The 26,602-nt window shown below is 48.1% G+C and carries 30 protein-coding genes and 1 pseudogene; 11 read left to right on the top strand and 20 right to left on the bottom strand.

Going from position 1 to position 26,602, the window contains the following annotated elements:
* Positions 1 to 208: 208 nt before the first annotated feature.
* Together HMPREF2865_RS00580 and HMPREF2865_RS00575 are read left to right on the top strand one after the other, a co-directional pair.
* Positions 209 to 1,192: a ribose-phosphate pyrophosphokinase gene (locus tag HMPREF2865_RS00580; protein ID WP_141752503.1), complete on the top strand. Its 984-nt coding sequence runs from the start codon at positions 209 to 211 to the stop codon at positions 1,190 to 1,192.
* A 65-nt stretch (positions 1,193 to 1,257) separates the two neighbouring features.
* Complete coding sequence (locus tag HMPREF2865_RS00575) at positions 1,258 to 1,830, top strand: 50S ribosomal protein L25/general stress protein Ctc (protein ID WP_004519902.1); 573 nt, start codon at positions 1,258 to 1,260, stop codon at positions 1,828 to 1,830.
* Positions 1,831 to 1,938: 108 nt separating this feature from the next.
* Here the strand turns inward: HMPREF2865_RS00575 and hscB are convergent, their stop codons facing one another.
* Positions 1,939 to 2,439: a Fe-S protein assembly co-chaperone HscB gene (hscB, locus tag HMPREF2865_RS00570; protein WP_070644899.1), complete on the bottom strand. Its 501-nt coding sequence runs from the start codon at positions 2,437 to 2,439 to the stop codon at positions 1,939 to 1,941.
* Between the two features lie 79 nt (positions 2,440 to 2,518).
* On the opposite strand from hscB, the pseudogene HMPREF2865_RS12290 reads away from it, so the two are divergent.
* Positions 2,519 to 2,741, top strand: a pseudogene (locus HMPREF2865_RS12290) (alternative ribosome-rescue factor A).
* On the opposite strand, the gene iscA reads toward HMPREF2865_RS12290, so the two are convergent.
* The 8 genes from iscA to iscR form a co-directional block, all read right to left on the bottom strand.
* Positions 2,701 to 3,021: an iron-sulfur cluster assembly protein IscA gene (gene iscA / locus HMPREF2865_RS00560; RefSeq protein WP_003685774.1), complete on the bottom strand. Its 321-nt coding sequence runs from the start codon at positions 3,019 to 3,021 to the stop codon at positions 2,701 to 2,703. The pseudogene HMPREF2865_RS12290 and the gene iscA overlap by 41 nt on opposite strands.
* A gap of 69 nt (positions 3,022 to 3,090) precedes the next feature.
* Positions 3,091 to 3,336, bottom strand: coding sequence for a recombinase RecA (locus HMPREF2865_RS00555; protein WP_070644895.1), 246 nt, complete (start codon positions 3,334 to 3,336; stop codon positions 3,091 to 3,093).
* Positions 3,337 to 3,594: 258 nt separating this feature from the next.
* Positions 3,595 to 3,981: a Fe-S cluster assembly scaffold IscU gene (gene iscU, locus HMPREF2865_RS00550; protein ID WP_003674559.1), complete on the bottom strand. Its 387-nt coding sequence runs from the start codon at positions 3,979 to 3,981 to the stop codon at positions 3,595 to 3,597.
* A 68-nt stretch (positions 3,982 to 4,049) separates the two neighbouring features.
* Positions 4,050 to 4,178, bottom strand: coding sequence for a hypothetical protein (locus HMPREF2865_RS12285; RefSeq protein WP_256388723.1), 129 nt, complete (start codon positions 4,176 to 4,178; stop codon positions 4,050 to 4,052).
* Positions 4,179 to 4,367: 189 nt separating this feature from the next.
* A complete protein-coding gene (locus HMPREF2865_RS00545; protein ID WP_070644893.1) occupies positions 4,368 to 4,970 on the bottom strand; it encodes a Fic/DOC family protein in 603 nt (200 codons plus the stop codon).
* 4 nt (positions 4,971 to 4,974) lie between these two features.
* Entirely contained in the window at positions 4,975 to 5,397 is a 423-nt protein-coding gene (locus HMPREF2865_RS12280; RefSeq protein ID WP_225905478.1) for a hypothetical protein, read from the bottom strand.
* A gap of 106 nt (positions 5,398 to 5,503) precedes the next feature.
* Positions 5,504 to 6,718 carry an IscS subfamily cysteine desulfurase gene (locus tag HMPREF2865_RS00535; protein ID WP_070644890.1) on the bottom strand — a complete coding sequence of 405 codons (1,215 nt, stop codon included), beginning with the start codon at positions 6,716 to 6,718 and terminating at the stop codon, positions 5,504 to 5,506.
* A gap of 51 nt (positions 6,719 to 6,769) precedes the next feature.
* Entirely contained in the window at positions 6,770 to 7,216 is a 447-nt protein-coding gene (gene iscR / locus HMPREF2865_RS00530) for a Fe-S cluster assembly transcriptional regulator IscR (protein ID WP_003746476.1), read from the bottom strand.
* 359 nt (positions 7,217 to 7,575) lie between these two features.
* On the opposite strand from iscR, the gene HMPREF2865_RS00525 reads away from it, so the two are divergent.
* On the top strand, positions 7,576 to 8,748 hold the full coding sequence (locus HMPREF2865_RS00525; protein ID WP_070644888.1) for an alpha-hydroxy acid oxidase: 1,173 nt from the start codon (positions 7,576 to 7,578) through the stop codon (positions 8,746 to 8,748).
* Positions 8,749 to 8,809: 61 nt separating this feature from the next.
* Here the strand turns inward: HMPREF2865_RS00525 and dsbD are convergent, their stop codons facing one another.
* Together dsbD and folE2 are read right to left on the bottom strand one after the other, a co-directional pair.
* On the bottom strand, positions 8,810 to 10,615 hold the full coding sequence (gene dsbD, locus HMPREF2865_RS00520; protein WP_070644886.1) for a protein-disulfide reductase DsbD: 1,806 nt from the start codon (positions 10,613 to 10,615) through the stop codon (positions 8,810 to 8,812).
* A 218-nt stretch (positions 10,616 to 10,833) separates the two neighbouring features.
* The gene (gene folE2 / locus HMPREF2865_RS00515) at positions 10,834 to 11,607 is read right to left on the bottom strand and encodes a GTP cyclohydrolase FolE2 (protein WP_049329433.1); all 774 of its coding nucleotides are present in this window, start codon (positions 11,605 to 11,607) and stop codon (positions 10,834 to 10,836) included.
* A gap of 178 nt (positions 11,608 to 11,785) precedes the next feature.
* On the opposite strand from folE2, the gene HMPREF2865_RS00510 reads away from it, so the two are divergent.
* The 4 genes from HMPREF2865_RS00510 (at position 11,786) to HMPREF2865_RS00495 (ending at position 15,419) form a co-directional block, all read left to right on the top strand.
* A complete protein-coding gene (locus tag HMPREF2865_RS00510) occupies positions 11,786 to 12,943 on the top strand; it encodes a trans-sulfuration enzyme family protein (RefSeq protein ID WP_070644884.1) in 1,158 nt (385 codons plus the stop codon).
* A gap of 70 nt (positions 12,944 to 13,013) precedes the next feature.
* Complete coding sequence (locus tag HMPREF2865_RS00505; RefSeq protein WP_070644882.1) at positions 13,014 to 13,457, top strand: META domain-containing protein; 444 nt, start codon at positions 13,014 to 13,016, stop codon at positions 13,455 to 13,457.
* Positions 13,458 to 13,554: 97 nt separating this feature from the next.
* Positions 13,555 to 14,334 carry a ferredoxin--NADP reductase gene (locus HMPREF2865_RS00500; protein WP_070644880.1) on the top strand — a complete coding sequence of 260 codons (780 nt, stop codon included), beginning with the start codon at positions 13,555 to 13,557 and terminating at the stop codon, positions 14,332 to 14,334.
* A 77-nt stretch (positions 14,335 to 14,411) separates the two neighbouring features.
* Entirely contained in the window at positions 14,412 to 15,419 is a 1,008-nt protein-coding gene (locus HMPREF2865_RS00495) for an adenosine deaminase (protein WP_070644878.1), read from the top strand.
* 54 nt (positions 15,420 to 15,473) lie between these two features.
* Here the strand turns inward: HMPREF2865_RS00495 and HMPREF2865_RS00490 are convergent, their stop codons facing one another.
* Positions 15,474 to 15,953, bottom strand: coding sequence for a DUF302 domain-containing protein (locus HMPREF2865_RS00490; RefSeq protein WP_003680761.1), 480 nt, complete (start codon positions 15,951 to 15,953; stop codon positions 15,474 to 15,476).
* A 131-nt stretch (positions 15,954 to 16,084) separates the two neighbouring features.
* Complete coding sequence (bioB, locus tag HMPREF2865_RS00485; RefSeq protein ID WP_004519884.1) at positions 16,085 to 17,137, bottom strand: biotin synthase BioB; 1,053 nt, start codon at positions 17,135 to 17,137, stop codon at positions 16,085 to 16,087.
* Between the two features lie 217 nt (positions 17,138 to 17,354).
* Here bioB and miaA point away from each other — a divergent pair, with 217 nt between their 5' ends.
* From miaA to hpnC, 3 genes are read left to right on the top strand one after another with little or no spacing between them, the layout of a single operon-like run.
* On the top strand, positions 17,355 to 18,296 hold the full coding sequence (gene miaA / locus HMPREF2865_RS00480; RefSeq protein WP_070644876.1) for a tRNA (adenosine(37)-N6)-dimethylallyltransferase MiaA: 942 nt from the start codon (positions 17,355 to 17,357) through the stop codon (positions 18,294 to 18,296).
* Positions 18,297 to 18,299: 3 nt separating this feature from the next.
* Entirely contained in the window at positions 18,300 to 19,022 is a 723-nt protein-coding gene (gene tadA / locus HMPREF2865_RS00475; RefSeq protein WP_070644874.1) for a tRNA adenosine(34) deaminase TadA, read from the top strand.
* A gap of 55 nt (positions 19,023 to 19,077) precedes the next feature.
* Positions 19,078 to 19,893 (top strand): squalene synthase HpnC, encoded by an 816-nt coding sequence (hpnC, locus tag HMPREF2865_RS00470; protein WP_070644872.1) that lies wholly within the window; start codon positions 19,078 to 19,080, stop codon positions 19,891 to 19,893.
* A 49-nt stretch (positions 19,894 to 19,942) separates the two neighbouring features.
* Here hpnC and htpX read toward each other — a convergent pair whose 3' ends face one another.
* The 7 genes from htpX to surE all read right to left on the bottom strand — a co-directional run bounded on the left by htpX (position 19,943) and on the right by surE (position 26,519).
* A complete protein-coding gene (gene htpX / locus HMPREF2865_RS00465) occupies positions 19,943 to 20,782 on the bottom strand; it encodes a protease HtpX (protein WP_063075823.1) in 840 nt (279 codons plus the stop codon).
* Positions 20,783 to 20,973: 191 nt separating this feature from the next.
* Entirely contained in the window at positions 20,974 to 21,882 is a 909-nt protein-coding gene (hemF, locus tag HMPREF2865_RS00460; protein WP_070644870.1) for an oxygen-dependent coproporphyrinogen oxidase, read from the bottom strand.
* 184 nt (positions 21,883 to 22,066) lie between these two features.
* Positions 22,067 to 22,450 carry a hypothetical protein gene (locus HMPREF2865_RS00455; RefSeq protein WP_002219725.1) on the bottom strand — a complete coding sequence of 128 codons (384 nt, stop codon included), beginning with the start codon at positions 22,448 to 22,450 and terminating at the stop codon, positions 22,067 to 22,069.
* Between the two features lie 129 nt (positions 22,451 to 22,579).
* Positions 22,580 to 23,113, bottom strand: a complete 534-nt coding sequence (locus tag HMPREF2865_RS00450; protein WP_070644868.1) for a C40 family peptidase — start codon at positions 23,111 to 23,113, stop codon at positions 22,580 to 22,582.
* 43 nt (positions 23,114 to 23,156) lie between these two features.
* A complete protein-coding gene (locus HMPREF2865_RS00445) occupies positions 23,157 to 24,680 on the bottom strand; it encodes a phospholipase D family protein (protein WP_070644866.1) in 1,524 nt (507 codons plus the stop codon).
* 78 nt (positions 24,681 to 24,758) lie between these two features.
* Entirely contained in the window at positions 24,759 to 25,670 is a 912-nt protein-coding gene (locus HMPREF2865_RS00440; protein ID WP_070644907.1) for a peptidoglycan DD-metalloendopeptidase family protein, read from the bottom strand.
* A gap of 93 nt (positions 25,671 to 25,763) precedes the next feature.
* The gene (gene surE / locus HMPREF2865_RS00435) at positions 25,764 to 26,519 is read right to left on the bottom strand and encodes a 5'/3'-nucleotidase SurE (RefSeq protein ID WP_070644864.1); all 756 of its coding nucleotides are present in this window, start codon (positions 26,517 to 26,519) and stop codon (positions 25,764 to 25,766) included.
* Positions 26,520 to 26,602: the final 83 nt, after the last annotated feature.

Here is a 26,602-nt window from a genome sequence, read left to right as displayed (position 1 = left end):
ATGCGAAGGTTCGAATCCTTCCTCCCCAGCCAAATAAAAGCGTGTAAGTTTTCTTACACGCTTTTTTACGCTAAGAGCAAAATAACGCTGAAAAACTTTTTTTTACCCGTTTTTACGAGTATAATCGCATAATTAGTGTCTTAGACATGGGGCAGAGGGAAGCGTAATGTTTTCTGAGCGTAAATCAAATCTAGAATCAGGTGAAGATATGGCTGCTTATGACAGTTTAATGGTGTTTACCGGTAATGCAAATCCGGAATTGGCGCAACGTGTTGTCAAACATTTGGATATTTCACTCGGTGAAGCCACCGTTTCCAAATTCTCTGATGGCGAAGTAGCCATTGAATTGTTGGAAAATGTGCGTGGTCGCGACGTGTTTATTTTGCAACCTACCTGCGCGCCAACCAATGACAACCTGATGGAAATTTTGACTATGGCCGATGCACTCAAACGTGCTTCTGCCGGTCGTATTACTGCCGCGATTCCTTACTTTGGCTATGCGCGTCAAGATCGCCGTCCTCGCTCTGTCCGTGTGCCGATTTCTGCTAAATTAGTGGCAAATATGTTGTACTCGGCAGGCATCGACCGCGTATTGACTGTTGACTTGCATGCCGACCAAATTCAAGGTTTCTTCGATATTCCGGTAGATAATATTTACGCTACCCCGATTTTATTGAACGATATTAAACAACAACGTATCGAAAATCTGACTGTTGTCAGCCCTGATATCGGTGGTGTTGTACGTGCACGTGCTGTTGCTAAATCTTTAAATGCTGATTTGGCCATTATCGATAAACGCCGTCCTAAAGCCAACGTGGCTGAAGTGATGAACATTATTGGCGATATTCAAGGCCGTACTTGCTTGATCGTAGATGATATGATCGATACGGCAAACACCTTGTGTAAAGCGGCTGTTGCCCTGAAAGAGCGCGGTGCAGAACGTGTACTGGCATACGCCAGCCATGCAGTATTCTCCGGTGAAGCAGTGAATCGAATTGCTTCTTCCGAAATTGACCAAGTAGTTGTGACAGATACGATTCCGTTGTCTGAAGCAGCTAAAAAATGTGAACGCATCCGTCAAGTTACCATTGCCGGTTTGCTGGCTGAAACGGTACGCCGTATCAGCAATGAAGAATCCGTCTCATATCTTTTCAATGAAGATGTGATGACTGGCGGCATGTTGCTGCCATAACCCGATGTCGTCTTAAGCTGGTCGCGGCCGATGACGACGATTTTATCTAAATTGGAGTATTAAACATGACTTACGAAATTCAAGCCTCTGTTCGCGAAGCCCAAGGCACTGGTGCGAGCCGCCGCCTGCGTCGCGAAGGCCAAATCCCTGGCATCCTATACGGTGAAGGTCAAGAGCCTGTTGCTATCGCTGTAGATCACAAAACTGTATTCTACGCATTGGAAAAAGAATCTTTCCATACTGCTTTGATTAAACTGTCTTTGAACGGTGAAACTAAAGACGTTATCGTGCGTGACTTCCAAATGCACCCATTCCGTCGCGAAGTTCAACACATCGACTTCCAAGCTGTAAAAGCTGATCAACCTGTACGCATCCGCGTTCCTCTGCACATTGTTAACGCTGAAAACTCTCAAGCTGTTAAACTGCAAGGTGGTCGCGTATCTCTGTTGAACACTTCTGTTGAAGTAGTTGCTTTGCCTGCAAACATTCCTGCTTTCTTGGAGCTGGATTGTGCATCAGTAGTTGCCGGCGACATTCTGCACTTGTCAGACATCAAATTGCCAGAAGGTGTTGAAAGCGTTTCTCTGAAACGTAACGAAAACTTGGCTGTTGCTACTGTTACCGGTAAAAAACGCTAATAGGTAGTTAAGATAAGAAAACCGTATCAGATAAATCTGATACGGTTTTTGTTTTGCATATAAAATCATTTGCTATAAAACTAGGTCAAATGTAACAGCATATGTACTTTATAAGATTGAAGCAATTTCATTGCGAAGTTTATTAAGAAAGCGGCCATGCCGTACCCATTGTGCGGCTGATTCATAATCCTGTTGTTCAAATGCTTGTTGCAAATCTTGATATAGGTTGTTTTGTACTTCTTGAATTTCTTGATCCAGTGCTCGGATGGCATCATGGTTTTGTTCCATTTGTGCATCCATCAATGTTTCCCGCCATTCCATCTGCTGCATGAGGAATTCTGGTGAAAACGAAGTATGTTCAGGTGCATCAGCATCGATATTTTGACTTTTCAAGAGATAAGCGGCCCGATCAATAGGGCTTTTTAATGTGCGGTAGGCATCATTAATTGTAGAAGACATCATGACGGCTTGTTTCTGCTCAAAAGCTGAGGCAGAAGCAAATTTATCAGGATGAAAGCGGGCTGCTAAAGTACGATAGGTCTGTTCGAGTGCTTCAGTATCAATATTGAAAGATGGCTCAAGCTGGAAGAGGTTGAAGTATTGAGACATGATATTAAAGGAAAAAATCTAAAGAAGAGGATTATTTTACGATATAATCCAGAAACTGTTTATACGAAAGGAAAACAATATGACCGGTAAGGTGCAATACAATAAAGGCAAAATACGAGACAATGCCTTAAAAGCCTTAGTCAAATCTGATTTGTTCCGACACAAAGTAGAACGAAAAAGAAAAGGCAAGGGCAGCTATAATAGGTAAGAAGCCAAAAAATGGCGGGATGGTTTTGATACTTTCCCGCCATTTTTTATATTTTAAACGTGGAAGCTCTCACCGCAGCCGCAAGAGTCTTTAACGTTTGGATTTTCAAATTTGAAACCTTCCTGCAAACCTTCTTTGGTGTAATCGACCTGCGTGCCGTCTAGATAAACCAAGCTTTTCGGATCGATATAAACGCGCGCGCCGTGTTCTTCAAAAATCAGATCATCCTCGTTCACTTCATCGACAAATTCCAGGTTGTATGCCATGCCCGAGCAGCCGCTGGTTTTCACACCCAAGCGCACGCCCAAGCCTTTGCCACGTTTGGTCAGGTAGCTATTGATGTGTTTGGCTGCATTTTCTGTGATGGTAATCATGCTTTTTTCCTCATTTCGCAATCATTTTCTGTTTTGCCTGCTTTTTTATTTCAGACGGCCTCTTGACTATCAGGCCGTCTGAAAACGCTGTTTTGCCCACTCTATTGCAGCGGCAATGGCAGCTTTTGCCTGCGGACTGTTTTTCCAACAGGTCGAGCCGGTCAATTGTGCGCCCTGTTCCAAAATATCGTCCAAATCTGCCGCCGCCAGCTTGGCAACATCATCCACCCCCATTTGCTGCAAACGCTGCAACACGGTTTTGCCTATGCCTTTGACGGCAAGCAGGGATTGGATTTCTTTATTGGTAAAAGGCATATCGTCTTCTTTGATTTTTCAGGTATAACGCTAAATATAAGCTGTAGCTTATTGCCCTCTCCCTAACCCTCTCCCGCGGGGAGAGGGGATAGATCGACAGGTAGTCCCAAACTTGGTAGTAACTTCAAAACGATTAAGTTTCTGCATACTTGGTTTTTCCCTACAAAAGAAGAGGGGAATGAACCACCAAATTTGCTTTTCTCGAAGACTCGCCAGAAATCTTGGGAACACTTGCCGACAAGGGTTCGCTGAATCCAGTTATTTGTTTTCCTGACGTTTGCGATAGTCGGCAACGGCTGCTTTTACTGCATCTTCAGCCAAGATGGAGCAGTGGATTTTCACGGGCGGCAATTCCAACTCTTCGGCGATTTCGCTGTTTTTGATTGCCAGTGCATCGTCAAGGCTTTTGCCTTTGACCCACTCGGTAATCAGGCTGGAAGAAGCGATGGCAGAACCGCAACCGTAAGTTTTGAATTTTGCATCTTCGATAATACCCTCATCGTTTACTTTGATTTGCAGACGCATTACGTCACCGCAGGCCGGTGCGCCGACCATGCCGGTACCGACAGACTCGTCGTTTTTGTCGAAAGTACCAACGTTGCGGGGGTTTTCGTAATGGTCGATTACTTTATCGCTGTATGCCATGATGTGGTTTCCTTTGTGTTTTTAGTGGTGTAAATGGTTTGTTTACGAATATTCAGACGGCCTGAAGTTTAGATTTTGCACGCGCCGCCTTCGCAGCCGTCATCATTCTCTGAATCAACGCCGCCTTCTACGGTAACGTCGTCAAAATCTTCGAGCAGGTTGTCGAGATTGTCGAGGTCGATTTCTTGTTCGTTCATGGGTTGTATCCTTGATTCTAATGTGGTGGCTTTTAGGTCGTCTGAAAAGGCCTTTGGGGATTTTCAGACGACCTTTTTTATTTATAGGTAGGTTGGGTTATTAAACTCAACATTTCAGGCGCTTTAATAGACTCGTTGGGTTTCCAACCCAACCTACGCTTGCTTAAAATATCGTGGTTTGTTGATGTTTTAGTCGTCTGAAAAAGACGATTGTTCTAAATTTTCTAAAATTAGGCATGCCAATAAGCTGCTATCGACATGGTATGCCTGAATACAGGCTTGAATCATTTGTTCGGCAGAGATATTTTGCCAATGTATCTGCAAACCGTTTTTCATTGCCAATTGCGTCATAAACAGGCGCAATGTTCTGCCGTTTCCTTCACGAAAAGGATGTAGGACGTTCAACTCGCCCAAATAATAGGCCACACGCTCGGCGAATTTATCTTTATCCAACCCCCGCAAATAGTTTTCGCTTTGCAGCTTCTCCAAAAGTGTACGGCTTTCGTTTTCGATAAAAGCAAAATTGGCAAATCGGGTATTACCTTTGGAAATATCAATTCGCCGGATTTCTCCTGCCCAATTATAAACATTGCCAAACAGTTCGCGATGAATGGTCTGTAAATGCGCCAAATCGAAATTGCCTGTAATGGGTTGCAAAAGCAGATTTTGGGCGGAAATAGCAGAAATGTCTCTTTCGACCTTTTCTAATTTAAGTGGATCTTGAATAGCTAATTTATTTCTAAATACACCATCATTCATATAGATTATGTCTTCACCACCGTATTTACTCATTTTTTTAGAACCTTTGTTTAATTTTTCTTATTTCTTTCTCAATATTTGTTTTACCAATCTTTAGAAGTTGCATTGCATATTGAGTTTGTCGACTAATTTCTAAATTCTCCATTTTCCATGAACCAGTGATATCATCAACATCTTTTGTCCAATGATCTTCAATAGTTAACCATTCCAAACTTCCTTTATCACGATCAATAATATCAAGATGATGTCCTCCTTGATAAACAAAAATGTTTTTACTCTTAAATAAGGAAGAGAATTTATTGAATATAGATCGATTGTATTCAATAACAGATAAAGCAAATTCAATATCTTTTTTTAATACGTCTAAATCTTGTTCATAATCTAAGTCAAATTGTTCAAAATATTTTCCATAAATAATACGTTTATAACCATTTGGCAAATTAATAATTTTAACTTTCATGGTATTCTTTCTATGAAAATAGCATACAAGACTGTCTATAAAAAGTGTTTTACTGTATTCAAAAATCAGACTCACTTTCTCAGACAGCCTTTGTTTGACATCAATCTTAATGCGCTGCCCATTCAATCGAGTTCAAATCAATCCCGTCTTTGAACATTTCCCACAGCGGAGACAGTTCGCGCAGTTTGCCGATTTTGGATTTGATCAGTTCTGCTGCGAATTGGACTTCTTCTTCGGTGGTCATGCGGCCGAAGGTGATGCGCAGGGAGGAATGTGCCAACTCGTCGTTGCGGCCGAGTGCGCGTAAAACGTAGCTTGGCTCAAGGCTTGCGGAAGTACAGGCGGAGCCGCTGGATACGGCGAGTTCTTTGACTGCCATAATCAGGCTTTCGCCTTCGACGAAGTTGAAGCTGACGTTCAGGTTGTTTGGAGCGCGGTGTTCGAGGTCGCCGTTGATGTAGACTTCTTCGATGCCTTCGATACCTTTGAGGAAGATATCGCGCAGTTTCAGGTAGTGCGCAGTGTCTTGTGCCAATTCTTCTTTGGCAATGCGGAAGGCTTCACCCATGCCGACGATTTGGTGGGTCGGCAATGTGCCGGAACGGAAACCGCGTTCGTGGCCGCCGCCGTGCATTTGGGCTTCGAGGCGGACGCGTGGTTTACGGCGTACATACAGGGCACCGATGCCTTTAGGGCCGTATACTTTGTGGCCGGACATAGACAACAAATCAACTTTGGCGTCTTCAACGTCAACAGGCACTTTGCCGCATGCTTGTGCTGCGTCAACGTGGAAAATGATTTTGCGTTCGCGACAGATTTCGCCGATGGCAGGAATATTTTGAACCACGCCGATTTCGTTGTTTACCCACATGACGGAAACGAGGATGGTGTCTTCGCGGATGGCGGCTTTCAGTACGTCTAAGTCAACCAAACCGTTTTCTTGTACGTCCAGGTAAGTTACTTCATAACCTTGGCGTTCGAGTTCACGCATGGTGTCGAGCACGGCTTTGTGCTCGGTTTTCACGGTGATGAGGTGGTTGCCTTTGGATTTGTAGAAGTGCGCCGCGCCTTTAATGGCGAGGTTGTTGGACTCGGTCGCACCGCTGGTAAAAACGATTTCTTTGGAGTCGGCGTTAATCAGGGCTGCAATGTCTGCGCGTGCTTTTTCTACGGCTTCTTCTGCTTCCCAACCGAAGCTGTGGCTATTAGAAGCTGGGTTGCCGAAAATATCGGACAGGTAGGGAATCATTTTTTCGGCAACGCGGCGGTCAACGGGAGTGGTTGCGGCGTAGTCGAGGTATACGGGGGTTTTGACGGTCATGGTTTGCTCTTTCGTTTGGTCATCTGCCTGCGGTCTTTGCCGCAAGTCGGTTTAATGAATGTGTGTAAAGGTAACGACATGACTGCTGTCGCTGCAGTTTTTTTGTTCAATGATGCTTTGCAGCGTAACGCCGCTGAGGTAGTCATTGATGGTTTTGTTTAAGTTTTCCCAAAGGTCGTGGGTCAGACAGGGGGCGCCGTGGTGGCAGTTTGCTTTGCTGCCGCATTGTGTGGCATCCAGTCGGTCTTCGGCTGCGGAGATGATTTGTGCAATATTGATTTGCTCGGCGGGAGCGGCAAGGATGTAGCCTCCGCCTGGGCCGCGTAGGCTTTCAACCAATCCGGCACGGCGCAGCTTGCTGAATAATTGTTCGAGGTAGGAAAGCGATATGCTTTGTCGTTCGCTGATGGCACTGAGTTTGACAGCGCCTGTTTGCGCGTTCATCGCCAAATCTATCATGGCGGTTACTGCAAATCGCCCTTTGGTAGTCAGTCTCATGGTGTGGTTGCCTGTGTGGGGCGTTTTTATTAGTGGGGGAATTGTCTAATATCTGAGTGTTTCAGTCAAGTATGTGGCAGCTCGGTTTGATTGTTTGTTTAAATGGTGGCATTGGCTGATTTTTAAATTGGAAAATATTTTCTTTATTTTTCTGTAATTTGGATTTAAGGCCGTCTGAAAAAAGGCTATCAACCCTACAGATATCAGGGTTAAAATGTTTTGATTTAATATTGATACTAATATAGATTATCAAAATTATTCTTAAAATTTAGTTGTTTTGATGGAGCAGAGCAAAGGGTTGTTTGAAATATTCAGACGGCCTGAACCATCCGTCTTTACTTGAACAGAGGCAATCGACAATGAAATGTGATTTAAGCAAAATAACCTGTATCGAAGACTTGCGCCTTGTTGCCAAACGTAAAATGCCGCGTATGTTTTATGACTATATTGACTCAGGCTCTTGGACGGAAACCACTTATCGTGAAAATACGTCGGATTTTAAAGACATCCGTTTCCGTCAAAAAGTATTGGTTAATATGGAAGGACGCAGCCTTGAGACCAAAATGATCGGGCAGGATGTGAAAATGCCGGTAGCGATTGCGCCGACAGGTTTCACGGGCATGGCGCACGCCGACGGTGAAATCTTGGCGGCGCGGGCGGCGGAAAAATTCGGTATTCCGTTTACGCTGTCGACCATGTCTATTTGTTCGATTGAAGATGTGGCTGAAAACACCAGTTCGCCGTTTTGGTTTCAGCTTTATGTGATGCGCGACCGCGAGTTTATGGAGAACCTGATTAAGCGTGCGAAGGATGCCAAATGTTCGGCTTTGGTATTGACAGCCGATTTGCAGGTTTTGGGTCAGCGTCACAAAGACATCAAAAACGGCCTGTCTGCGCCACCGAAACCGACCATCGCCAATTTAATCAATCTGGCGACCAAACCGGAATGGTGTATGAAAATGCTGAACACGGAACGCCGCACTTTCCGCAATATTGTCGGTCATGCGAAAAACGTGGGCGATTTGTCTTCGCTGTCTTCATGGACTTCCGAACAATTCGACCCGCGCCTGAGCTGGGACGATGTGGCGCGCATTAAAGATTTGTGGGGCGGTAAGCTGATTATCAAAGGCATTATGGAACCTGAAGATGCGGAAAAGGCAGCGAAAAGCGGCGCGGACGCATTGGTCGTTTCCAATCATGGCGGTCGTCAGCTTGACGATACCGTGTCTGCCATTAAAGCTTTGCCTGATGTGGTCAGCGCAGTCGGCAGCGATATCGAGGTTTGGATGGACAGCGGCATCCGCAGCGGTCAGGATATTTTGAAGGCTTGGGCTTTGGGTGCGAAAGGTACGATGATTGGCCGGGCGTTTCTGTATGGTTTGGGTGCGTATGGTGAAGAAGGCGTAACCCGTGCGCTGGAAATCCTGTATAAAGAAATGGATATTTCCATGGCGTTTACCGGTCATCGCAATATTCAAGATGTGGATTCCAGCATTTTGCGTTCTACACATTGGGCTCAAGATGAATTTTAATTTTTAAACATAAGAAAAGGCCGTCTGAAAATCTGTTTTCAGACGGCCTTTTTATAGGCGGCTATTTCTCGTTTTTGCGATACCATTCGATGAAGGCATCAGGTTTGACAAAGCCTAATAAGGGTTCGCTATGACTGCCGTCGGCGCGGACAACAAACACGCCCGGAGGACCGAAGAGGCCGTATTCTTTCAGTAAGGCCTGATGGTCGGGAGTGTTGGCAGTTACGTCGATTTGGAAGAAGCGCTGCATATCGACCGCTTCGTGTACCTGCGGTTGGTTGAGCGTGTAGGCGGCCATTTCTTTGCAGGATACGCACCAGTCGGCGTAGAAATCAATCAGCACGGGCTTGCTTGGGTCGGCTTTCAAGGCGGCATCCATAGCGGCTTTGAGTTCGCCGACATCGGTAAACATTTTGCCGTGGTCGGTTTCTTGTCCGGCTTCGGATGGCGGGACCAGCGTTAAGAAGTGGTGCAGGGCGGTGGTTTGTTTATTAAAGCTTTGCCAGCCAAACCATGAGCCGCCAATCAGCAGTAAAAAGCCCAATACGGCGGCAACTGTTTTCAGACGGCCTTTTTGTTTGCCGGATTTCGCCAAAAGCATAAGGGCGGGAACAATCATCAGCAAGGTGTAGAGGCCGACTACTGCGAAATAAGGCAGATGCGGTGTGGCAAGGTATACGGCAACGGCCAGTAAGATGAAGCCGAATGCGTATTTGATGCCGTTCATCCAGTCGCCTGCTTTAGGCAGGATATGGCCGCCGAATGTGCCGATGATGATGAGCGGCACGCCGGTGCCGAGCGCTAATGCATAAAGTGCAAGGCCACCCAATACGGCATCGCCGGTCTGGCCGATATAGCCCAAAGCAAATGCCAGCGGAGGCGCAACGCAAGGGCCGACAATCAGCGCGGACAAAATACCCATGATGAAGACGGAAATGATTTTGCCGCCGGAGAGTTTGTTGCTTTGGTTTTGGAAATAGGATTGGACGGAGTTGGGCAGTTGGATGTTGAAGAGACCGAACATGGACAGCGCCAGTACCACCATCAACGCGGCGGCAGCAAGTACGACCCACGGCTGTTGTAGCCATACGGTCAACAGCGCGCCTGTCAAACCGGCAATCACACCGACCAAGGTATAGGTCAATGCCAAACCTTGTACATACACCATAGACAAGATGAACGCGCGGCCTTTGCCGGCTTTTTTATCGCCCACGACAATGCTGGAAACAATCGGCAGGAGTGGATACATACAGGCTGTAAAGCTTAAGCCCAAACCTGCGACAAAAAACGCCAACAGGTTGGCGTTTAAAGTATCCCAAGAGAGCTTGAAGCGGCTGCTGTCGGGATTGTTTGTACTGGGTTGCGTGGGCATTTGGCCGTCTGAAGAGGCGGACGGTTGCAAAAAGCGGTCTTTGGCAGAAACCGGCTCGTCGCTTTGCGGCTGGTAAACCCCGTTGCCTTTTACGTCAAACTCGGTGTCCACAGGCGGATAACACACACCCACTTCGGCACAGCCTTGATAAGTCAGTGTCAGTTTGTATTGCGGTACGGCTTGTTTGTAAGGCAGGTTAACCTGTGCAGTATGGTGGTAAACCGTTTGTTTGCCGAAGAATTCGTCTTCTTTTTCTTCGCCTTTGCTGAATTTGGGTTCGGCCAAGACTTTGTCAGGATTGGTCGCAGCAACGATTTTGGACTGGTACATATAGTAGCCGTCAGCGATCTTGAACTGAACGCTGATGCCTTGATCGGTTACATTGACTTGAGGTACAAAGGCTTGCTCTGGAGGCAGCAAATCATTGGCGTCTACTGCGAATGCGAAGCTGCTCAAGCCTAAAAATGCAATGAGGAAATAAAGGAATTTTTTCATAGTATCTACGGAGATGCCGTTGAGGAACCGTCATTATAAATGATGGAAAAAATAAACGGCTTAATTTATGTTAAATATTGCGAGAGAAATCTAATGCTTTTGAATTATATCGAAATAGAGTTGCCCATATATGACCGATAGTCTCATGTTATCGTTCAATCTATGCCAAAGGCCGTCTGAAACTTTCAGACGGCCTTTATTTCTATTCGGCTCGGCTTTTAAGGATAAGCGATATAAGCGTAAGCGGAATGGTTGTGTATCGATTCGAAGTTTTCGCTTTCGACAACAAACGACTCGATGCGTTTGTCGGCAATCAGCGCAGTGGCTACATCGCGAACCATGTCTTCGACAAACTTCGGATTTTCGTACGCTTTTTCCGTTACATACTTCTCGTCAGGGCGTTTGAGCAAGCCGTAGAGCTGGCAGCTTGCTTGCGCTTCGACGTAATCGATAATTTCTTCAATGCCTACATCTGCGTTTGCAATCAGGCTGACCGTCACATGCGAACGTTGGTTGTGTGCGCCGTATTGGGAAATTTCTTTGGAACACGGACACAATGAAGTAACCGGAACCATCACTTTCAGGCTGTGGCTGTATGTACCGTTTTTGATTTCGCCGGTCAGGGTGACATCATAGTCAAGCAGCGATTGGATGCCGGAGACAGGCGCACTTTTCTTGCGGAAAAACGGGAAGGAAACGCTGATTTTGCCGGAATGGGAATCCAACAGGGCAACCATATCGGCGGTCAGTTTGTGCAGCGTATCAAAATCCAAAGCATCGGTTTGTTTTTCCATCAGGGCGACAAAGCGCGACATATGCGTGCCTTTTTGGTCGGCAGGCAGAAAAACCGTCATGGTCAGGCGGGCGACGGTGGATTGTTCGCCTTCTTTGCTTTTGAGGGAAATCGGAAAGCGCAGGTCTTTGATGCCGACCTGATTAATCGGCAGGTTGCGTAAATCGCGGCTGGATTGCACGTCTGCAATGGCGTTCATGCGTGGTATGTCCTTCATGATAGGATTGTTGAGATGCGTGTGGAGGGAGTCGGCTCGTGTCGGCCGATTTGCAAATGCGAGATTATATCACTTGCTTTATCTGCCTGCATTGATTGTTTCTATTTTTCAGATAGTGATAAAATCTTTGATTATTCACATCTACATAGGCAGAGACTAAATGAAATTCGCCACGAAAGCCATCCATTCCAGCTACGATTGCGACGAACACAACCGTGCGCTGATGCCGCCGATTTATCAAAACAGTATGTTTGCGTTGCACGAGATTGGCGAAAATGTGCCTTACCGCTACTCGCGCCTGAGCAACCCGACCCGTCAGGTTTTGGAAGATACCGTTGCCGATTTGGAGCATGGTGCGGCTGGTTTTGCGTTTTCCAGCGGCATGGCGGGGATTGATGCCGTGTGGCGCACTTTCCTGCGCTCGGGCGATACCATTGTCGCCGTCGCCGATATTTACGGCGGCGCTTATGATTTATTGGTCGATATTTATCAAAAATGGGGTGTGAACGTTGTTTTTGCCGATTTGGGCAATCCGGATAATTTGGATGAGTTGCTCAACGCACACAATGTCAAACTGGTTTGGCTGGAAACGCCGTCCAATCCACTTTTGCGCTTGGTGGACATCAAAGCGCTTGCCGCAAAAGCCAAAGCAGCCGGTGCGCTGGTCGGTATCGACAACACCTTTGCCACGCCGTATCTGCAACAGCCGTTGGATATAGGTTGTGATTTTGTGTTCCATTCCGCTACCAAATATTTGTGCGGCCATTCCGACGTATTGATGGGCGTAGTCGTTGCCAAAACCAAAGAGCTGGCTCAGCCTTTGCACGACATGATGGTGCATACTGGCGCGATTGCAGGTCCGATGGACTGCTGGCTGGTGTTGCGCGGCATCAAAACGCTGGCCTTGCGCATGAACGCACATTGCCAAAACGCACTCGAAATCGCGCGCCGTTTGGAAGCCCATCCTGCCATTGAAAAAGTGTTCTATCCCGGCCTGCCGTCTCACGAACATTACGAACTAGCCCAAGCACAAATGCCCAAAGGCATCGGCGGCGTGGTTACGGTTTATCTCAAAAACGACACGCGTGAAGCAGCCAATAGCGTGATTAAAAACATGAAACTGGTCAAAATGGCTTCCAGCCTCGGCGGCGTGGAAAGTCTGGTTAACCATTGCTATTCCCAATCCCACAGCGGCGTGCCGCATGATGTGAAAATGGAAATGGGCATCAAAGTCGGCCTGCTGCGTTTCTCGGTTGGAATCGAAGATGTGGACGATATTTGGAACGATATTTCCAAAGCATTGGATACAACTTTGTAAATAAGGCTTAAAGGTCGTCTGAAGATGAATGGTTTTTCAGACTGCCTTTAGCAATACATAAGGAATAGATATGAAAACATTATTCGGCGCATTAATGAGTATGGTAGTTTTGGCAGCTTGTACATCTCCTTCAGCATCTCAGCCTGAACAAGCCTCTAAAGCGCAGGTACAAACTCAACAAGCTGCGCAACCTACTTTAGCCGCCAAATGGCGTGTGGTCGCTTTCAATAAATTCACTGAAAAAGAATTGGCGGATAAAAACGCCTATTTGGATTTCAGCAAAATGCCTAAGGCTCATGGCAATATGGGTTGCAACGATATGATGTTTCAAGCGAATGTAATCGGAGTGGGCAAAATTGATTTTGGCCATATTGCGGTAAGCATGATGCTGTGTGAAGACATGAAGCTGGAAGATGCGTTTTTGCGCAAACAAAGCGTGTGGAACTATCGTTTTGACGGTAACGATTTGATTTTGGAACAAAAAGGCATCAGTATCCGTTTGCGCCGTGAATAATCTAAAGGCCGTCTGAAAATAAATATTTCAGACGGCCTTTTGAATCTTTATAATAAGCCCTATTTGAAACTGATACCGAATATCAAGGAAACCTATTATGGCAGCTTCTCCAGAAGCCAAGTTTACTGAAGAAAAAGTCTTGTGGATCAAACACCATACGCCTAAGCTGATGACTTTTGCCATCAGCCGCCCCGAGTCCTACCGTTTTTCGGCAGGGCAGTTTTCGCGCCTTGGTTTCCGTGACGGCGAGGGCTTTATTTGGCGCGCGTATTCCGTCGTGTCTGCCGAATACGCCGATACGCTTGAGTATTTCGCGGTATTAATCGAAGGCGGCCCGATGTCGGCGCGTTTTACTGCGATGAAAGAGGGTGATACTATTTTGCTGGATAAAACGGCTACCGGTTTCCTCTTGCCCGAGCGTTTCCCCGACGGCAAAGATTTGGTTATGCTCTGCACGGGTTCCGGCATTGCGCCTTTCCTCTCTATTATCGAGCAGCCTGAAATCTGGCAGCGTTTCGACCGTTTGGTTTTGGCGCATTCCGTCTCTTACGCCGACGAGTTGATTTTCAACCAACGCCTTGCCGATTTGAAAGGGCATCCGCTGATTGAAGAATATTTCCATAAATTCACTTTTGTGCCAGTCACCACGCGTGAGGAAACGGAAGGCGCATTGAGCGGCAAACGCATTCCCGAGTTGCTGAAAGACGGCAGCCTCGAAGCATACGCGGGATTCAAGTTCACCAAAGCGGACACGCGCTTTATGGTCTGCGGCAATCCGGCAATGGTCAAAGATACTTTCCAAGCACTGATGGATTTGGGCTACGCCATGCACCGCAACCGCATCCCCGGCGAAATCATGATGGAAAATGGTTTTTAACAGATAAATGGTCAAAGGCCGTCTGAAAGTTTCAGACGGCCTTCAATATTAAATATAAACCGAAAATTAGAGAAAATATGAATATCAAACAAATTATCCAAGCCCTGCCCAAAGCAGAGTTGCACGTCCACATCGAAGGGACGTTCGAGCCGGAGTTGATGTTTGAAATCGCCAAGCGCAACCACATAGCGATTCCTTATGAAAATGTCGATGCGGTACGGCAGGCTTATGATTTTCACAATTTGCAGTCGTTTTTGGATATTTATTATGCCGGTGCCGGCGTATTGTTGCACGAGGCGGATTTTTACGATTTGACCCGCGCGTATCTTGAGCGTTGCCATGAAGACAATGTCGTGCATACGGAAATATTTTTCGATCCGCAAACCCATACTGTGCGGGGCGTGGCGTTTGAAACCGTGATTAACGGCATTGTCCGTGCCTGCCGTGAAGCCGGGCAGCAATGGGGCATAAGCACGCGTTTGATTATGTGTTTCCTGCGTCATTTGTCGGAAGAAAGCGCATTTGAAACCTTAAATCAGGCTTTGCCATATAAAGAACACATCATCGGCGTAGGCTTGGATTCGAGCGAATTGGGGCATCCGCCGTCTAAGTTTGAGCGCGTGTTTGCGCAGGCGCAGGCGGAGGGTTTGTTGACGGTGGCACATGCTGGAGAAGAAGGCCCGCCCGAATATGTTTATGAGGCTTTGGACTTGCTGCATGTCCGCCGTATCGATCATGGCGTACGGGCGGAAGAAGATGAGGCGTTGATGGCGCGTTTGATTAAAGAACAAATGCCCTTGACCGTTTGCCCATTGAGCAATTTGAAATTAAAAGTGTTCCCTGAAATGGCGAAACACAATTTGCGCCGTATGTTGCAACGTGGCGTCTTGGTAACCGTCAATTCCGATGATCCGGCATATTTCGGCGGCTATATGAACCGCAATTTTGAAGCGCTTGCCGAGGCTTTAGATTTGAGTGCGGAAGAAATCAAAACCTTGTGCACCAATTCGTTCCGCGCTTCGTTTTTGAGCGAGGAGGAAAAGGAAGAGTGGATACGGAAGATTGAAGGTTTTGATGCTGAATAACGATAAAAGGCCGTCTGAAAAAGTTTTAGACGGCCTTTTATGTCGGCGACGGGCTTATTCGCCTACGGTTTTTTGTATCAGTTTTTCGGCGTTTGCCAAAGTGTTTGCCACTTCGTCAAAACCGATGCGGCTGCCGGCGATGAGGGCGCGCGTATCGGTATAGGCGGCGCGTACTTTGCCGTCCGTTTCGGTAACGAGGACGCGCAGGGGCAGTTGCAGGGCGAAGGCGGGGTCTTTGACCATCAGCGGCGTGCCGGCTTTGGGCGTGCCGAAGACGATGACTTTTGCCGGCTGCATCGTTAAGCCGTTTCGGCGGGCGGCTTCCTGATGGTCAATGACGGCAAAAATGTCCATTCCTTTGCTTTTTATGGCGGTTTCAAGGCGGCTGACGGTTTCGTCAAAGCTGTATTTTGAGGTGAGGGTATGCGTGGTCATAGCGGTTTCGTTTTGGGTGGACGGTTCGCCGGTAGGATGTGCCGAAGCGGTTGAAATGCAGAGTGCGGATGCGGCAATCAGGGGGAGTATGTGTTTCATCGTATTTCCTTATCGGTTTGTTTATCAGGCTTCGGACGGGGCGGCACGCGCCGCGCCTGATGTTGCGCCGCGTGCCGGAGTGCCGTATGCCGTCTGAAAGCCTGTCCTTTCAGACGGCATTATGATGGCGGTTAATAGTCGACTTTGATTTTAGGCGTTTCCTGCGCGGCTTTGTATTCTTCTTCCAATTCAAAGCGCAGCGGATACAAATTCAATTTTTCCATCAGCAGGCGGTCGCCGTCTTCGTCCGGATTGCCCGTAGTCAGCAGTTTGTCGCCGTAGAAAATCGAGTTTGCACCAGCCATGAAACACATGGCCTGCATGGATTCCGGCATATTGCTGCGGCCAGCGGAGAGGCGAACGTAACTGTGCGGCATGGTAATGCGCGCGACGGCAATGGTGCGGACAAATTCCGTCCAGTCCAAATCTTCGGCATCGGCCAGCGGCGTGCCTTCTACTTTAACCAACTGGTTAATCGGCACGCTTTCGGGCTGAGGGTCGAGGTTGGCAAGGCTGGCAATCAGGCCTGCGCGTTCGGCGCGGGTTTCGTTCATGCCGACGATGCCGCCGCAGCAGACTTTCAAACCGGCATTGCGGACTTTGCCCAAAGTATCCATGCGGTCTTCGTGTTTGCGGGTGTGGATGATGTCGTTGTAGCGTTCGGGGTCGGTGTCGAGGTTGTGGTTGTAGTAGTCCAAACCGGCTTTTTTGAAGTCTTCCGCCATGCCGTCTTCGAGCATGCCGAAGGTGCCGCACACTTCCATGCCCAAGCCTTTCACTGCGCTGATGATTTCGGAAACGACGGCTACGTCTTTGGGTTTGGGTCCGCGCCATGCCGCGCCCATGCAGAAACGGCTGGCGCCGCGCGATTGGGCGATTTTGGCTTTTTCGACGATTTCGTCCACATCCATCATCTGCTCTTTGCCCAGATTGGTGTTGTGGTGTGCCGATTGCGGGCAGTAGGCGCAGTCTTCGGGGCAGCCGCCGGTTTTGATGGAGAGCAGGGTGGAGAGTTGGATTTCGCGCGGGTTGAAGTTTTGGCGGTGGATTTCGGCGGCTTGGAAAACGAGGTCGAGGAAAGGCAGTCCAAACAAAGCCTCGACATCGCATTTTTTCCAATAACGCGCAGTCGGATGCGGCTTGCGCTCGGTTTGGCGGCGCAAGGCTACGGGAGATACGGTCATAGTGTGTTCTTTCGTGTTTACAGCGACGCAGTGTCGCTGACGGCTTGACTGCCGGCGCAATGACGGCAGCAGCAGGTTTGAAATCAATATAAAAGGCCGTCTGAAACGGCGCAGCAAGTGTAACGCTTTTGATAATGTAGAGCAAATGTTTCAGACGGCCTGAAATATGGTCTGCCCGGGTTTGCTATAATCGCATTTTTAATTTTTCCGTTTTCTTATGAACGCGCCCAAAGCCTTCGCCATACTCGGCCCGACCGCCGGCGGTAAAACCGCACTGGCCTTAAATATTGCCCGATCGTTGCCGGTGGAAATCATCAGTTTGGATTCCGCACTGGTGTATCGCGGCATGGACATCGGTACGGCCAAGCCGACTGCCGAAGAGCTTGCCGCCGTACCGCATCATTTGATTGATATTATCTCGCCGCTGGAAAGTTACAGCGCGGCGGATTTTGTCGGCGACTGCGTGCGCTTGGTGAACGAAATACATACGCGCGGACGCTATCCGCTGATTGTCGGTGGCACAATGATGTATTTCCACGCGCTGACGGAAGGTTTGAACGATTTGCCCGGCGCAGATACGGAGGTGCGCGCACAGCTTCAGGCAGAAAAAAACGAACACGGTCTGGCAGGCCTGTATTGCCGTTTGCAGGAAGTTGACCCGATTACGGCAGGCCGTCTGAAAGCCAATGACAGCCAGCGTATTGAGCGCGCTTTGGAAGTCTATCTTTTGACCGGCAAGCCTTTGAGCGAACATTTCACAGAGCAGAAGCAGGCTGCGCCTTTATTGGATTTATGTACGGTTGCCCTTATCCCCGAAGAGCGCCATTTGTTACACCGTCAAATCGAAAAACGCTTTTTAAGTATGTTGGAACACGGTTTCCTCGATGAAATGCACGCCTTACGCCGCGATTATCCGCAGCTGCATGCCGATATGCCGTCTATGCGCTGCGTGGGCTACCGTCAGGCTTGGGATTATCTCGAAGGCGAAACCGATTATGATACCTTTGTCGAAAAAGGCATTGTCGCCACGCGCCAGCTTGCCAAACGCCAGTTGACCTGGTTGCGGAAAATTCCTTTGGCGCACACGTTAGATCCTTACGCAGACAGCGATTATGTTCAGACGGCCTTAGCCTTGGCGCGTCAGCATTTTCAGGAATAATCCATGCTGACCACGCCACCACTTGCGCCTAAGACGTTGGCCGCATTAAAAAAATTGGGTATTCGTACACTGGAAGATTTACAGGAAATCGGCGCAGTCCGCGCATTTCTATTGCTGAAAGCGTCGGGTTTGACCGTAACCAAAAGCACCTTGTGGCAACTGGACACGTTGGTTTCGGGTGTGGATGTCCGGCATATTTCCGAGGAGAGAAAGACGGAGCTGGGCGAGGCCTTGAAAAACCATCCGCCTGTTGCTGTTTTTCCTTCTCAAAACGATATGGAAGCCTTTATGTGGCTGGCGATAGAACAGGCCAGACAATCGGCGGCATTGGGCGAAGTACCTGTTGGCGCGGTCATCGTATATCAAAGCGAGGTAATCGCAGCGGCACACAATACCTGCATTGGCGACCACAATGTCAGCCATCATGCCGAAATCAACGCGCTTGCCGCCGCTGGTAAGGCCTTGCAAAACTACCGTTTGGAAGATTGCGACGTGTACATCACATTAGAGCCTTGCTCCATGTGCGCATCTGCCTTGATACAGGCACGGGTCGGGCGCGTGATTTATGGTGCGGCAGAAGCTAAAACCGGTGCGGCAGGCAGCGTGGTTGATTTGTTTGCCGACAAACGTCTGAACAAGCATACCGCAATTTTAGGCGGCATATTGGCAGAAGAATGCCAAAGCGTATTGCAGGATTTCTTTGCGGCCAAACGTAAGGCCGTCTGAATTTCAGACGGCCTGTCAGCAAAAAAAAACTTTATTTTAAATTTTCGGATTTCCCATGTCAGTCAATCATTACGAAAACTTCCCTGTCGGCTCCATTGTGTTGCCACGCCGTTTGCGCAAGCCGGTTCACGCTGTTTACGCTTTTGCACGGACGGCGGACGATATTGCCGACGAAGGCAACGCCGAAGCAGCCGAACGCCTGCACCAACTGGACGAACTAAAGGCAGAGTTAGACTGCATTGCACAAGGCGGTAAACCGCAAACAGCTTTGATGCAGAGTTTGCATAACGAAGCGATTGAGCCGTTTCAATTACCGTTGCAGCCGTTTTATGATTTGCTGGCGGCGTTCGGTCAGGATGTGGTCAAAACCCGTTATGAAAACTTTGGTGAATTGATTGCCTATTGCCGCTTGTCCGCCAATCCGGTGGGGCGCATTATGCTGCATTTGTACGGACAAACCGATGAAGTGAGCATGGCGCAAAGCGACGGCATTTGCACTGCCTTGCAGCTGATTAATTTCTGGCAGGACGTGGCGGTGGATTGGCAGAAAGGGCGCGTGTACATCCCCCAGGAAGATTTGCAGAAGTTCAAAGTTAGCGAAGAACAGATTGCGGCCGGTAAAGCCGACTTTGCTTTTCAACGATTGATGGCGCACGAGTGCCAACGTGCCTTTCAAATGCTGAAGGCCGGCTCGCCGTTGGGCAAAACCCTCAAAGGGCGAATCGGTTTTGAGCTGCGCATGATTATTGTCGGCGGCCAGTTGATTTTGCAAAAGCTGGACGGTTGCAAATATGACGTGTTTAACCAGCGCCCGCTGTTGGATAAGAAAGACTGGATGATTATCATCAAGCGGGCTTTGATGAAGAAATAAAAAAAGGCCGTCTGAAATTGATGTTTCAGACGGCCTTGATGTTTTTCGATTAGCGGTTTTTCAAACGGCTGATGCGGTTGTCCAAAGAAGGATGGGTACTGAACCAAGAATCTTTGGCTTCGCTGGCAATGCCCATTGCAGTCATGGTTTGCGGCAGGTCGCTGGGGTTGCCTTTCAAGCGTTGCAGGGCGGCAATCATTTTCGGCGCACCCACCAGTTTTGCAGCGCCTGCATCGGCGCGGTATTCGCGTTGGCGGCTGAACCACATCACAATGATGCTGGCGAGGAAGCCGAATACGATTTGCAATACCATGCTGACCATGAAATATGTACCTTGCGACGTACTGCCGTCATTGTTGCGCGCCACCATGCTGGAAACGATACGCGCCAAGAAGACGACAAAAGTATTCACAATACCTTGAATCAGCGTCAGCGTTACCATATCGCCGTTACCGACGTGTGCCATTTCATGCGCCAAAACGGCTTCGACTTCATCGCGGGTCATGTGGTCGAGCAGGCCGGTGCTGACAGCGACAAGCGAGCTGTTTTTGGTCGCGCCGGTTGCAAAGGCGTTAGGCTCTGGAGAGTCGTAAATCGCTACTTCCGGCGTTTTCAGATTCCATTGGCGGGCTTGCGCTTCAACAGTTGCCAACAGCCAAGCTTCTTCTTCGCTTTGGGGCTGGTCGATGACGACGGCGCCAACCGAATGTTTGGCGATGGTTTTCGACATCAGCAGGGAGACAATCGAGCCGCTGAAGCCGACGACTGCGGAATAAGCCAACAGGCTGCCGACTTGGTCGGTACTGTTGATGCCCAAGATGGCCAAAATAACACGGATGACAACCAGAACTGCGATATTGGTTGCGATAAATAAGAAAATGCGTTTCACCGATTATTCCTTTTTAGTGTGGTTTGTGAGGTGATTTTTATATGGGCGCATTGTCTCAAAAACTCTATAGAGATGAAACAGCGCAATAGGCAAAGGTATGCAAATTCAAAGCAATTGAAGCAAAGGCCGTCTGAAAAAGCAGGATTTATGATTAAAAACAGCTTTTCAGACGGCCTGATTGCAAACAGATATTATTTTCCGAATTCCTGCAGCCAGTCTCGCGCTACCAAAAATTGATTTAATGCGGCTTCTGGAGAACCTTCTTCCGGCGCATATTGATACTCGAAGCGTACTAAAGGCGGCATGGACATCAAAATGCTTTCCGTACGGCCGCCGCTTTGCAGGCCGAACAGCGTGCCTCTGTCCCAAACCAAGTTAAATTCCACATAGCGTCCGCGACGGTAGAGTTGGAAATCTCGTTCACGTTCTCCATAAGGTGTGTTTTTGCGTTTGGCCACAATCGGCAGATACGCTGCGATATAGCCTTCCCCGACTGCCTTGATAAAGTTCAAGCAGGTATCGAAATCCCAACGGTTTAAATCGTCAAAAAACAGGCCGCCCACACCGCGTGTTTCGTTACGGTGTTTCAAATAGAAATATTCGTCACACCATTGTTTGAATTCAGGATAAACCGATTCTCCAAATGGCGCGCATACGTCCCGCGCCACTGTGTGCCAATGCACGATATCTTCTTCAAAAGGATAAAACGGCGTCAAATCAAAGCCGCCGCCAAACCACCAAACCGGCTCGGCATTTTCAGGGTAGGCAATAAAAAAGCGCACATTGGCATGGCTGGTCGGAACATAAGGATTTTTCGGATGAATGACCAGCGACACGCCCATGGCTTCAAACGCCGCGCCTGCCAATTCCGGACGATGGGCCGTAGCAGAAGCCGGCATTTTTGTTCCCTTTACATGCGAAAAATTCACACCGGCCTGCTCGAATACTGCGCCGTTTTTCAATACACGGGTTTCGCCGATACCCAGCTTCCCAGTCCATACTTCATGCACAAATTTGGCTTCGCCATCTTCTTGCTCCAGCGCGGCGCAGATTTGGTTTTGCAGTGTTTTGAGGAGGGTTAGAACGGATTCTGTGTGCATGATATTTCCTTGATGGTTTCGTATTTGTAAAATGACAGGGCGGAAGATGATTTAAGTTGTTGAAACTAATTGTTATTTTTCTGTTTCTTTATTATGGGTAAATTTTTGCATAGGCGTATCTTGCAATCAAGCGTTACTCATCGGCAATAGATTGAAAGGTATTACGGGGTTAAAAATACAGTTGCTATTCTTGCTGCATGATATTGGCAAGATTTAATTTAAATGTTTGTTGAATCTTGTTTACATCCTTAGCAAAAATATGATAGTCACTCGAAGAATAGATAGATTTTATTCTATCCAAATTAGTTTGTTGATAACATTTTTTCATTTCCGCGATGAAAAAATTATCTTTTCCTCTTTCATTGAGACAGTTATTTTCTAACAGATAGATTGCCCATGCTGTAAAAATAAATGTACTATCTTCCGGATATTCAGATAAATAAATTTCGAATTCAATTATAGAATATTCAGCTGCTTCAATTAATGTTATATCTAAATCTCTGACAAATTTTTCCGTTATATTTTTAAATAATTTCTTGAATTCTATATAATTTTTTATTTTTTCCATGATTCTATTTTCCTGTAAAAATATTTAATTGAATATTTGGATAGCGATTTCTAAACTCTAAAATAACATTGCTGCAAGATTGACAGGCCTTTAATGATGATATTGCGATACCTTTCAGACGGCCTTGATTTATTCAGTAAAAAAAGTATGTGCACCCAAATAGTTTTTGGCGTAAAACGGGGTGGAAAGTTTTTCGGTTTTGATGGTTTTGCCGCTGCTGGGGGCGTGGATAAATTCGCCGTTGCCGATGTAGAGGCCGACATGGGAATATTTGTGTGCGCCTCCGGTGTTGAAAAAGACAAGATCGCCAGCTTTTAATTTGCCGTCGGGAATTTTTCGGCTGGCGGCGGCCATATCGCGTGCGGTGCGTGGCAGGTTGACATTGAGGGCGTTTTTATAGACGAATTGGATCATGCCGCTGCAGTCAAAGCCTGTGGCTGTGGTGCTGCCGCCCCATTTGTAGGGCGTGCCGATCAGGCCTAGGCTGTGAAGCATCAATTCCTGCGAACCTTGGGTGCGGTCGATATGGGAAATGCGGACAGGTTGGACTTTTCTGGCGGTTGTTTGCGGCTTGTGGGATTTATGCTTGCCAGTGATGCCGCAGGAGGCCAACAATAGGCTGGCTGTACAAACAAATAGGGTTTTGCAGATGAGTTGATACATGGTGAATTCCTCCGGCCGCATGATTTCTGTTTTCAGACGGCCTCTATAATAATCCTTCTATGGGTAGGATGGACAGGATTTTTGAAGTAATCCGTTTCCAGAACTTGGCTTCGGGTTCGTGTGCGTAAGTTCGTTTTTCGCTTGGGTCATACCAATACAGTTTGTTGTAATTGCCAAGCGTTACCTGATAGGCGTAGTTTGGGGTGGTCGTAACGAGGGTGCGCTGCATTTGGCCTGCGATTTCGGGGCTTTCGATGACAACGCCCATTTCGGTATTGAGGCGTGCGGAACGTGGGTCGAGGTTGAATGAGCCGATGAAAACGCGTTTCTCGTCCACGATGAATGTTTTGGCATGCAAGCTGGTGGTGGAGCTACCGGTTAAGCCGCGGTCTTTGGTGGTCGGAACGGCATGATTGGGTTGGAGTTCGTATAGTTTGACCCCGGCTTTGAGCAAAGGCTTGCGGTATTTGACGTAGCCGGAATGGACGGCGGCAACGTCGGTTGCTTGGAGCGAATTGGTCAAAACGGTAACGTCCACGCCGTTGTGTATCAGTTTTTCTATGGCTTTGACACCTGATTTTGTGGGTACAAAATAGGGCGAGACAAGGTAAACGCTTTTTTCAGGTTGCTTGAGGGCGTCTTGCAGGCGTTCGGAAATAGGCGGTTTATGTCGGTCTCGGTCTAAGCCTTTGGCCGGATCGTCGCTGATTAAACGTGTGCTGACGCTTTGCCATTCCATAAGGTTGCTCTGCATTTTTTGATAGAGACTGGAATGCTCGATGCTTTGGCGATAGCGGATAAGCGTTTGGTTTTTATCTTGGTCGGTGTAATTAAGCTCTGCCAATCCTTTTTGCAGGTTTCCCCGCTTGATGATGCTGGTCGCGTTATAGGCGGAGTGGCTTGCCCAATAGCGGTCGAAGTCTTGGGAAACTTCGGTTACGACGCGGCCTGTGGCAAGGATATCGAGGTCGGCAAAGATGGTATCGTCGTTAACCTTAAAATATTCGTCGCCGATATTGCGTCCGCCCAAAATGGTGGCACGGTTGTCGGTGGTAAACGATTTGTTGTGCATTCGGCGGTTGAGTCGCGGAAAGTCGGCAACGTAGCCGAGTGCACGCCATTTTCTGAAAATAAAGGGATTAAACAGACGCACTTCGATATTGGGATGATTGTCGAGTGCCAGCAGGAGATCATCCATGCCGTTGGTGTTGTTGTCGTCCAGAAGCAAACGCACACGGACGCCGCGTTCGGCCGCGCGATGAATCAGGTTGAACAGAAGCTTGCCGGAGATGTCGTTGTGCCAGATATAGTATTGCAAATCGAGGGTATGGTCGGCGGATTCAATCAGGGCAGCACGGGCAACAAAGGCTTCATGGGCATCGTTCAGCAGATAGATATGGGAAACATCGGTCTTGGAGGATGTAGAAGGAATGCCTAATGCGCTGTCCAGCCGCGGAGTTGAAGGGATGTCAAGATAACTGCTTTGGGTGCGTTCATTCAATGAAGGCAAAAACGCGACGCACCCACCCAATAGCAGGATATAAAGAAAGGGAAGATGAAATTTCATGGGGAACCGGTACAAACAATCCCTACCTAAATGACATTTAGGCAGGGATTGAAGTGAAATTAGGTTGTTTGAATCAGCTTAGAAGGCAACATAACTTGCCGGATTGACCGGTTTGCCGTTTTGACGGATTTCAAAGTGCAACTGAGTACGAGATGCATCGGTATTACCCATGTGCGCAATGGTTTGACCGCGTTTAACGGTTTGGTTTTCATTAACCAGCAGACGTTGGTTGTGGCCGTATGCGCTCAAGAATGAGGAGTTGTGTTGGATGATGACCAAGTTGCCGTAACCGCGCAAGCCTGAGCCTGCGTAAACGACTTTACCGTCTGCCGCTGCAACGACAGGCTGACCTTGTGTACCAGCAATATCCACGCCTTTGTTGCTGCCGCCGAAGTTGGCAATAACGTTACCGGTAGTCGGACGCTGCCATGTGATGCCGCTGACGTTGCGACTGCTGCCGGTAGATACGGTTGGTGTATTGGCAGGAGTGCTTGGAGCCGGAGCAGTGGTTGTCGTTGTTGGCGTAGAAGGTTTGCTTGCAGAAGTTGCAGGTGCAACGTAGCCTTCTGGTTTCACGCGCAGGGTTTGACCAATGCTGATGGTGTTGTCGGCCAGGTTATTCCATGCACGCAGATTGTCTTGGGTAATGTTGTAGCGTTTGGAGATGTTGTAAACGGTATCACCACGAACAACGGTATGTGTCGCTGCATTAATATCAACAGGCGCGTAAGAAGGCGTGTAAGTGCCGGTGCTGCCGCTGTTGTATGTTGGAGCAGGTGTACTTGCCGGCGGAGTGTATGGAGCATCTGCCGCTGGGCTGGTGTTGGTATTGTAAGGCGCTGCGCCGTAAGGATTGTCAACGGTAGAGCCTGTTGTTGAACCACCGCTTTGTGTGCCGACGACTACAGGAGCCGGTTGTTGGCTGGCACAGGCTGCAAGTAATAAAACCAAAGCTGCCGATCCGGCATAAGATACACTTTTTTTCAACATGTTAATGACTTTCGTATTCGGGTAATTGTTCTCGTCGAGGCATATCATAATAAAAATATGCTTGTTTCTCAAGTGTTCGGCTGTTAGGGACTGTTAAGGCGCAGGGATTTCTGACCAAAAGGAAGCAGTTTGCTCCATTTGTCCGTAGGCAGTCAAATCGACTTGCAGGGGGGTTATCGTGATGAAGCCGGACGCGCATTCGCCAAAGTCGGTACCTTCTTCGCTGTCGGAAACATCGCCGACCGGCCCAATCCAATAAATTTGTTCGCCACGTGGATTATACATGGGAACAATGCTTTGTTCATGATGACGACGGCCGAGCCGTGTAATTTTTATGCCTTGGATATCCTCAGGTGCGACGGCAGGGATATTGATGTTCCATAAGATGGGTTCGGAAATAGGGCGTTTGAGAAAGTAGGAAAGCAGTATCCAAGCGGCTTTTTCCGCGGTTTCCCAATAACGGCCGCTGGAGTCGGCAAGCGAAAAAGCAATGGCGGGAATGCCCATTAAATAGGCTTCAGTCGCGGCGGCAACCGTACCGGAATAAAGCGTATCGTCGCCCATGTTTGCGCCGTTGTTAATGCCGGACAAGACTAAGTTGGGTTTGAAGTCGGCAAGGGCATGCTGGCCGACATGAATGCAATCGGTGGGGGTGCCGTTCACATAGTAAAACCCGTTTTCCGCCTGTTTCAGTTGTAAAGGACGGTCTAAAGTCAGGGAATTGCTGACGCCGCTGCGATCGCGTTCGGGCGCAACCACCCTAACATTGGCAAATTCCGAGCACACTCTTGCCAAAATAGCCAAACCGGGCGCAAGATAACCATCGTCGTTTGAGATTAATATGTTCATGTGACAATATTGTGTCTATCGGTAAGATGGGCCGTATTGTACTGGTTTGCTTGAGCGATTGTCCATGAATCGGCAACGTTTGG

It is taken from the genome of Neisseria sp. HMSC073G10, assembly GCF_001812605.1.
Lineage (GTDB): Bacteria > Pseudomonadota > Gammaproteobacteria > Burkholderiales > Neisseriaceae > Neisseria > Neisseria subflava_A.
This window is presented reverse-complemented; position numbering and strand designations above follow the sequence as displayed.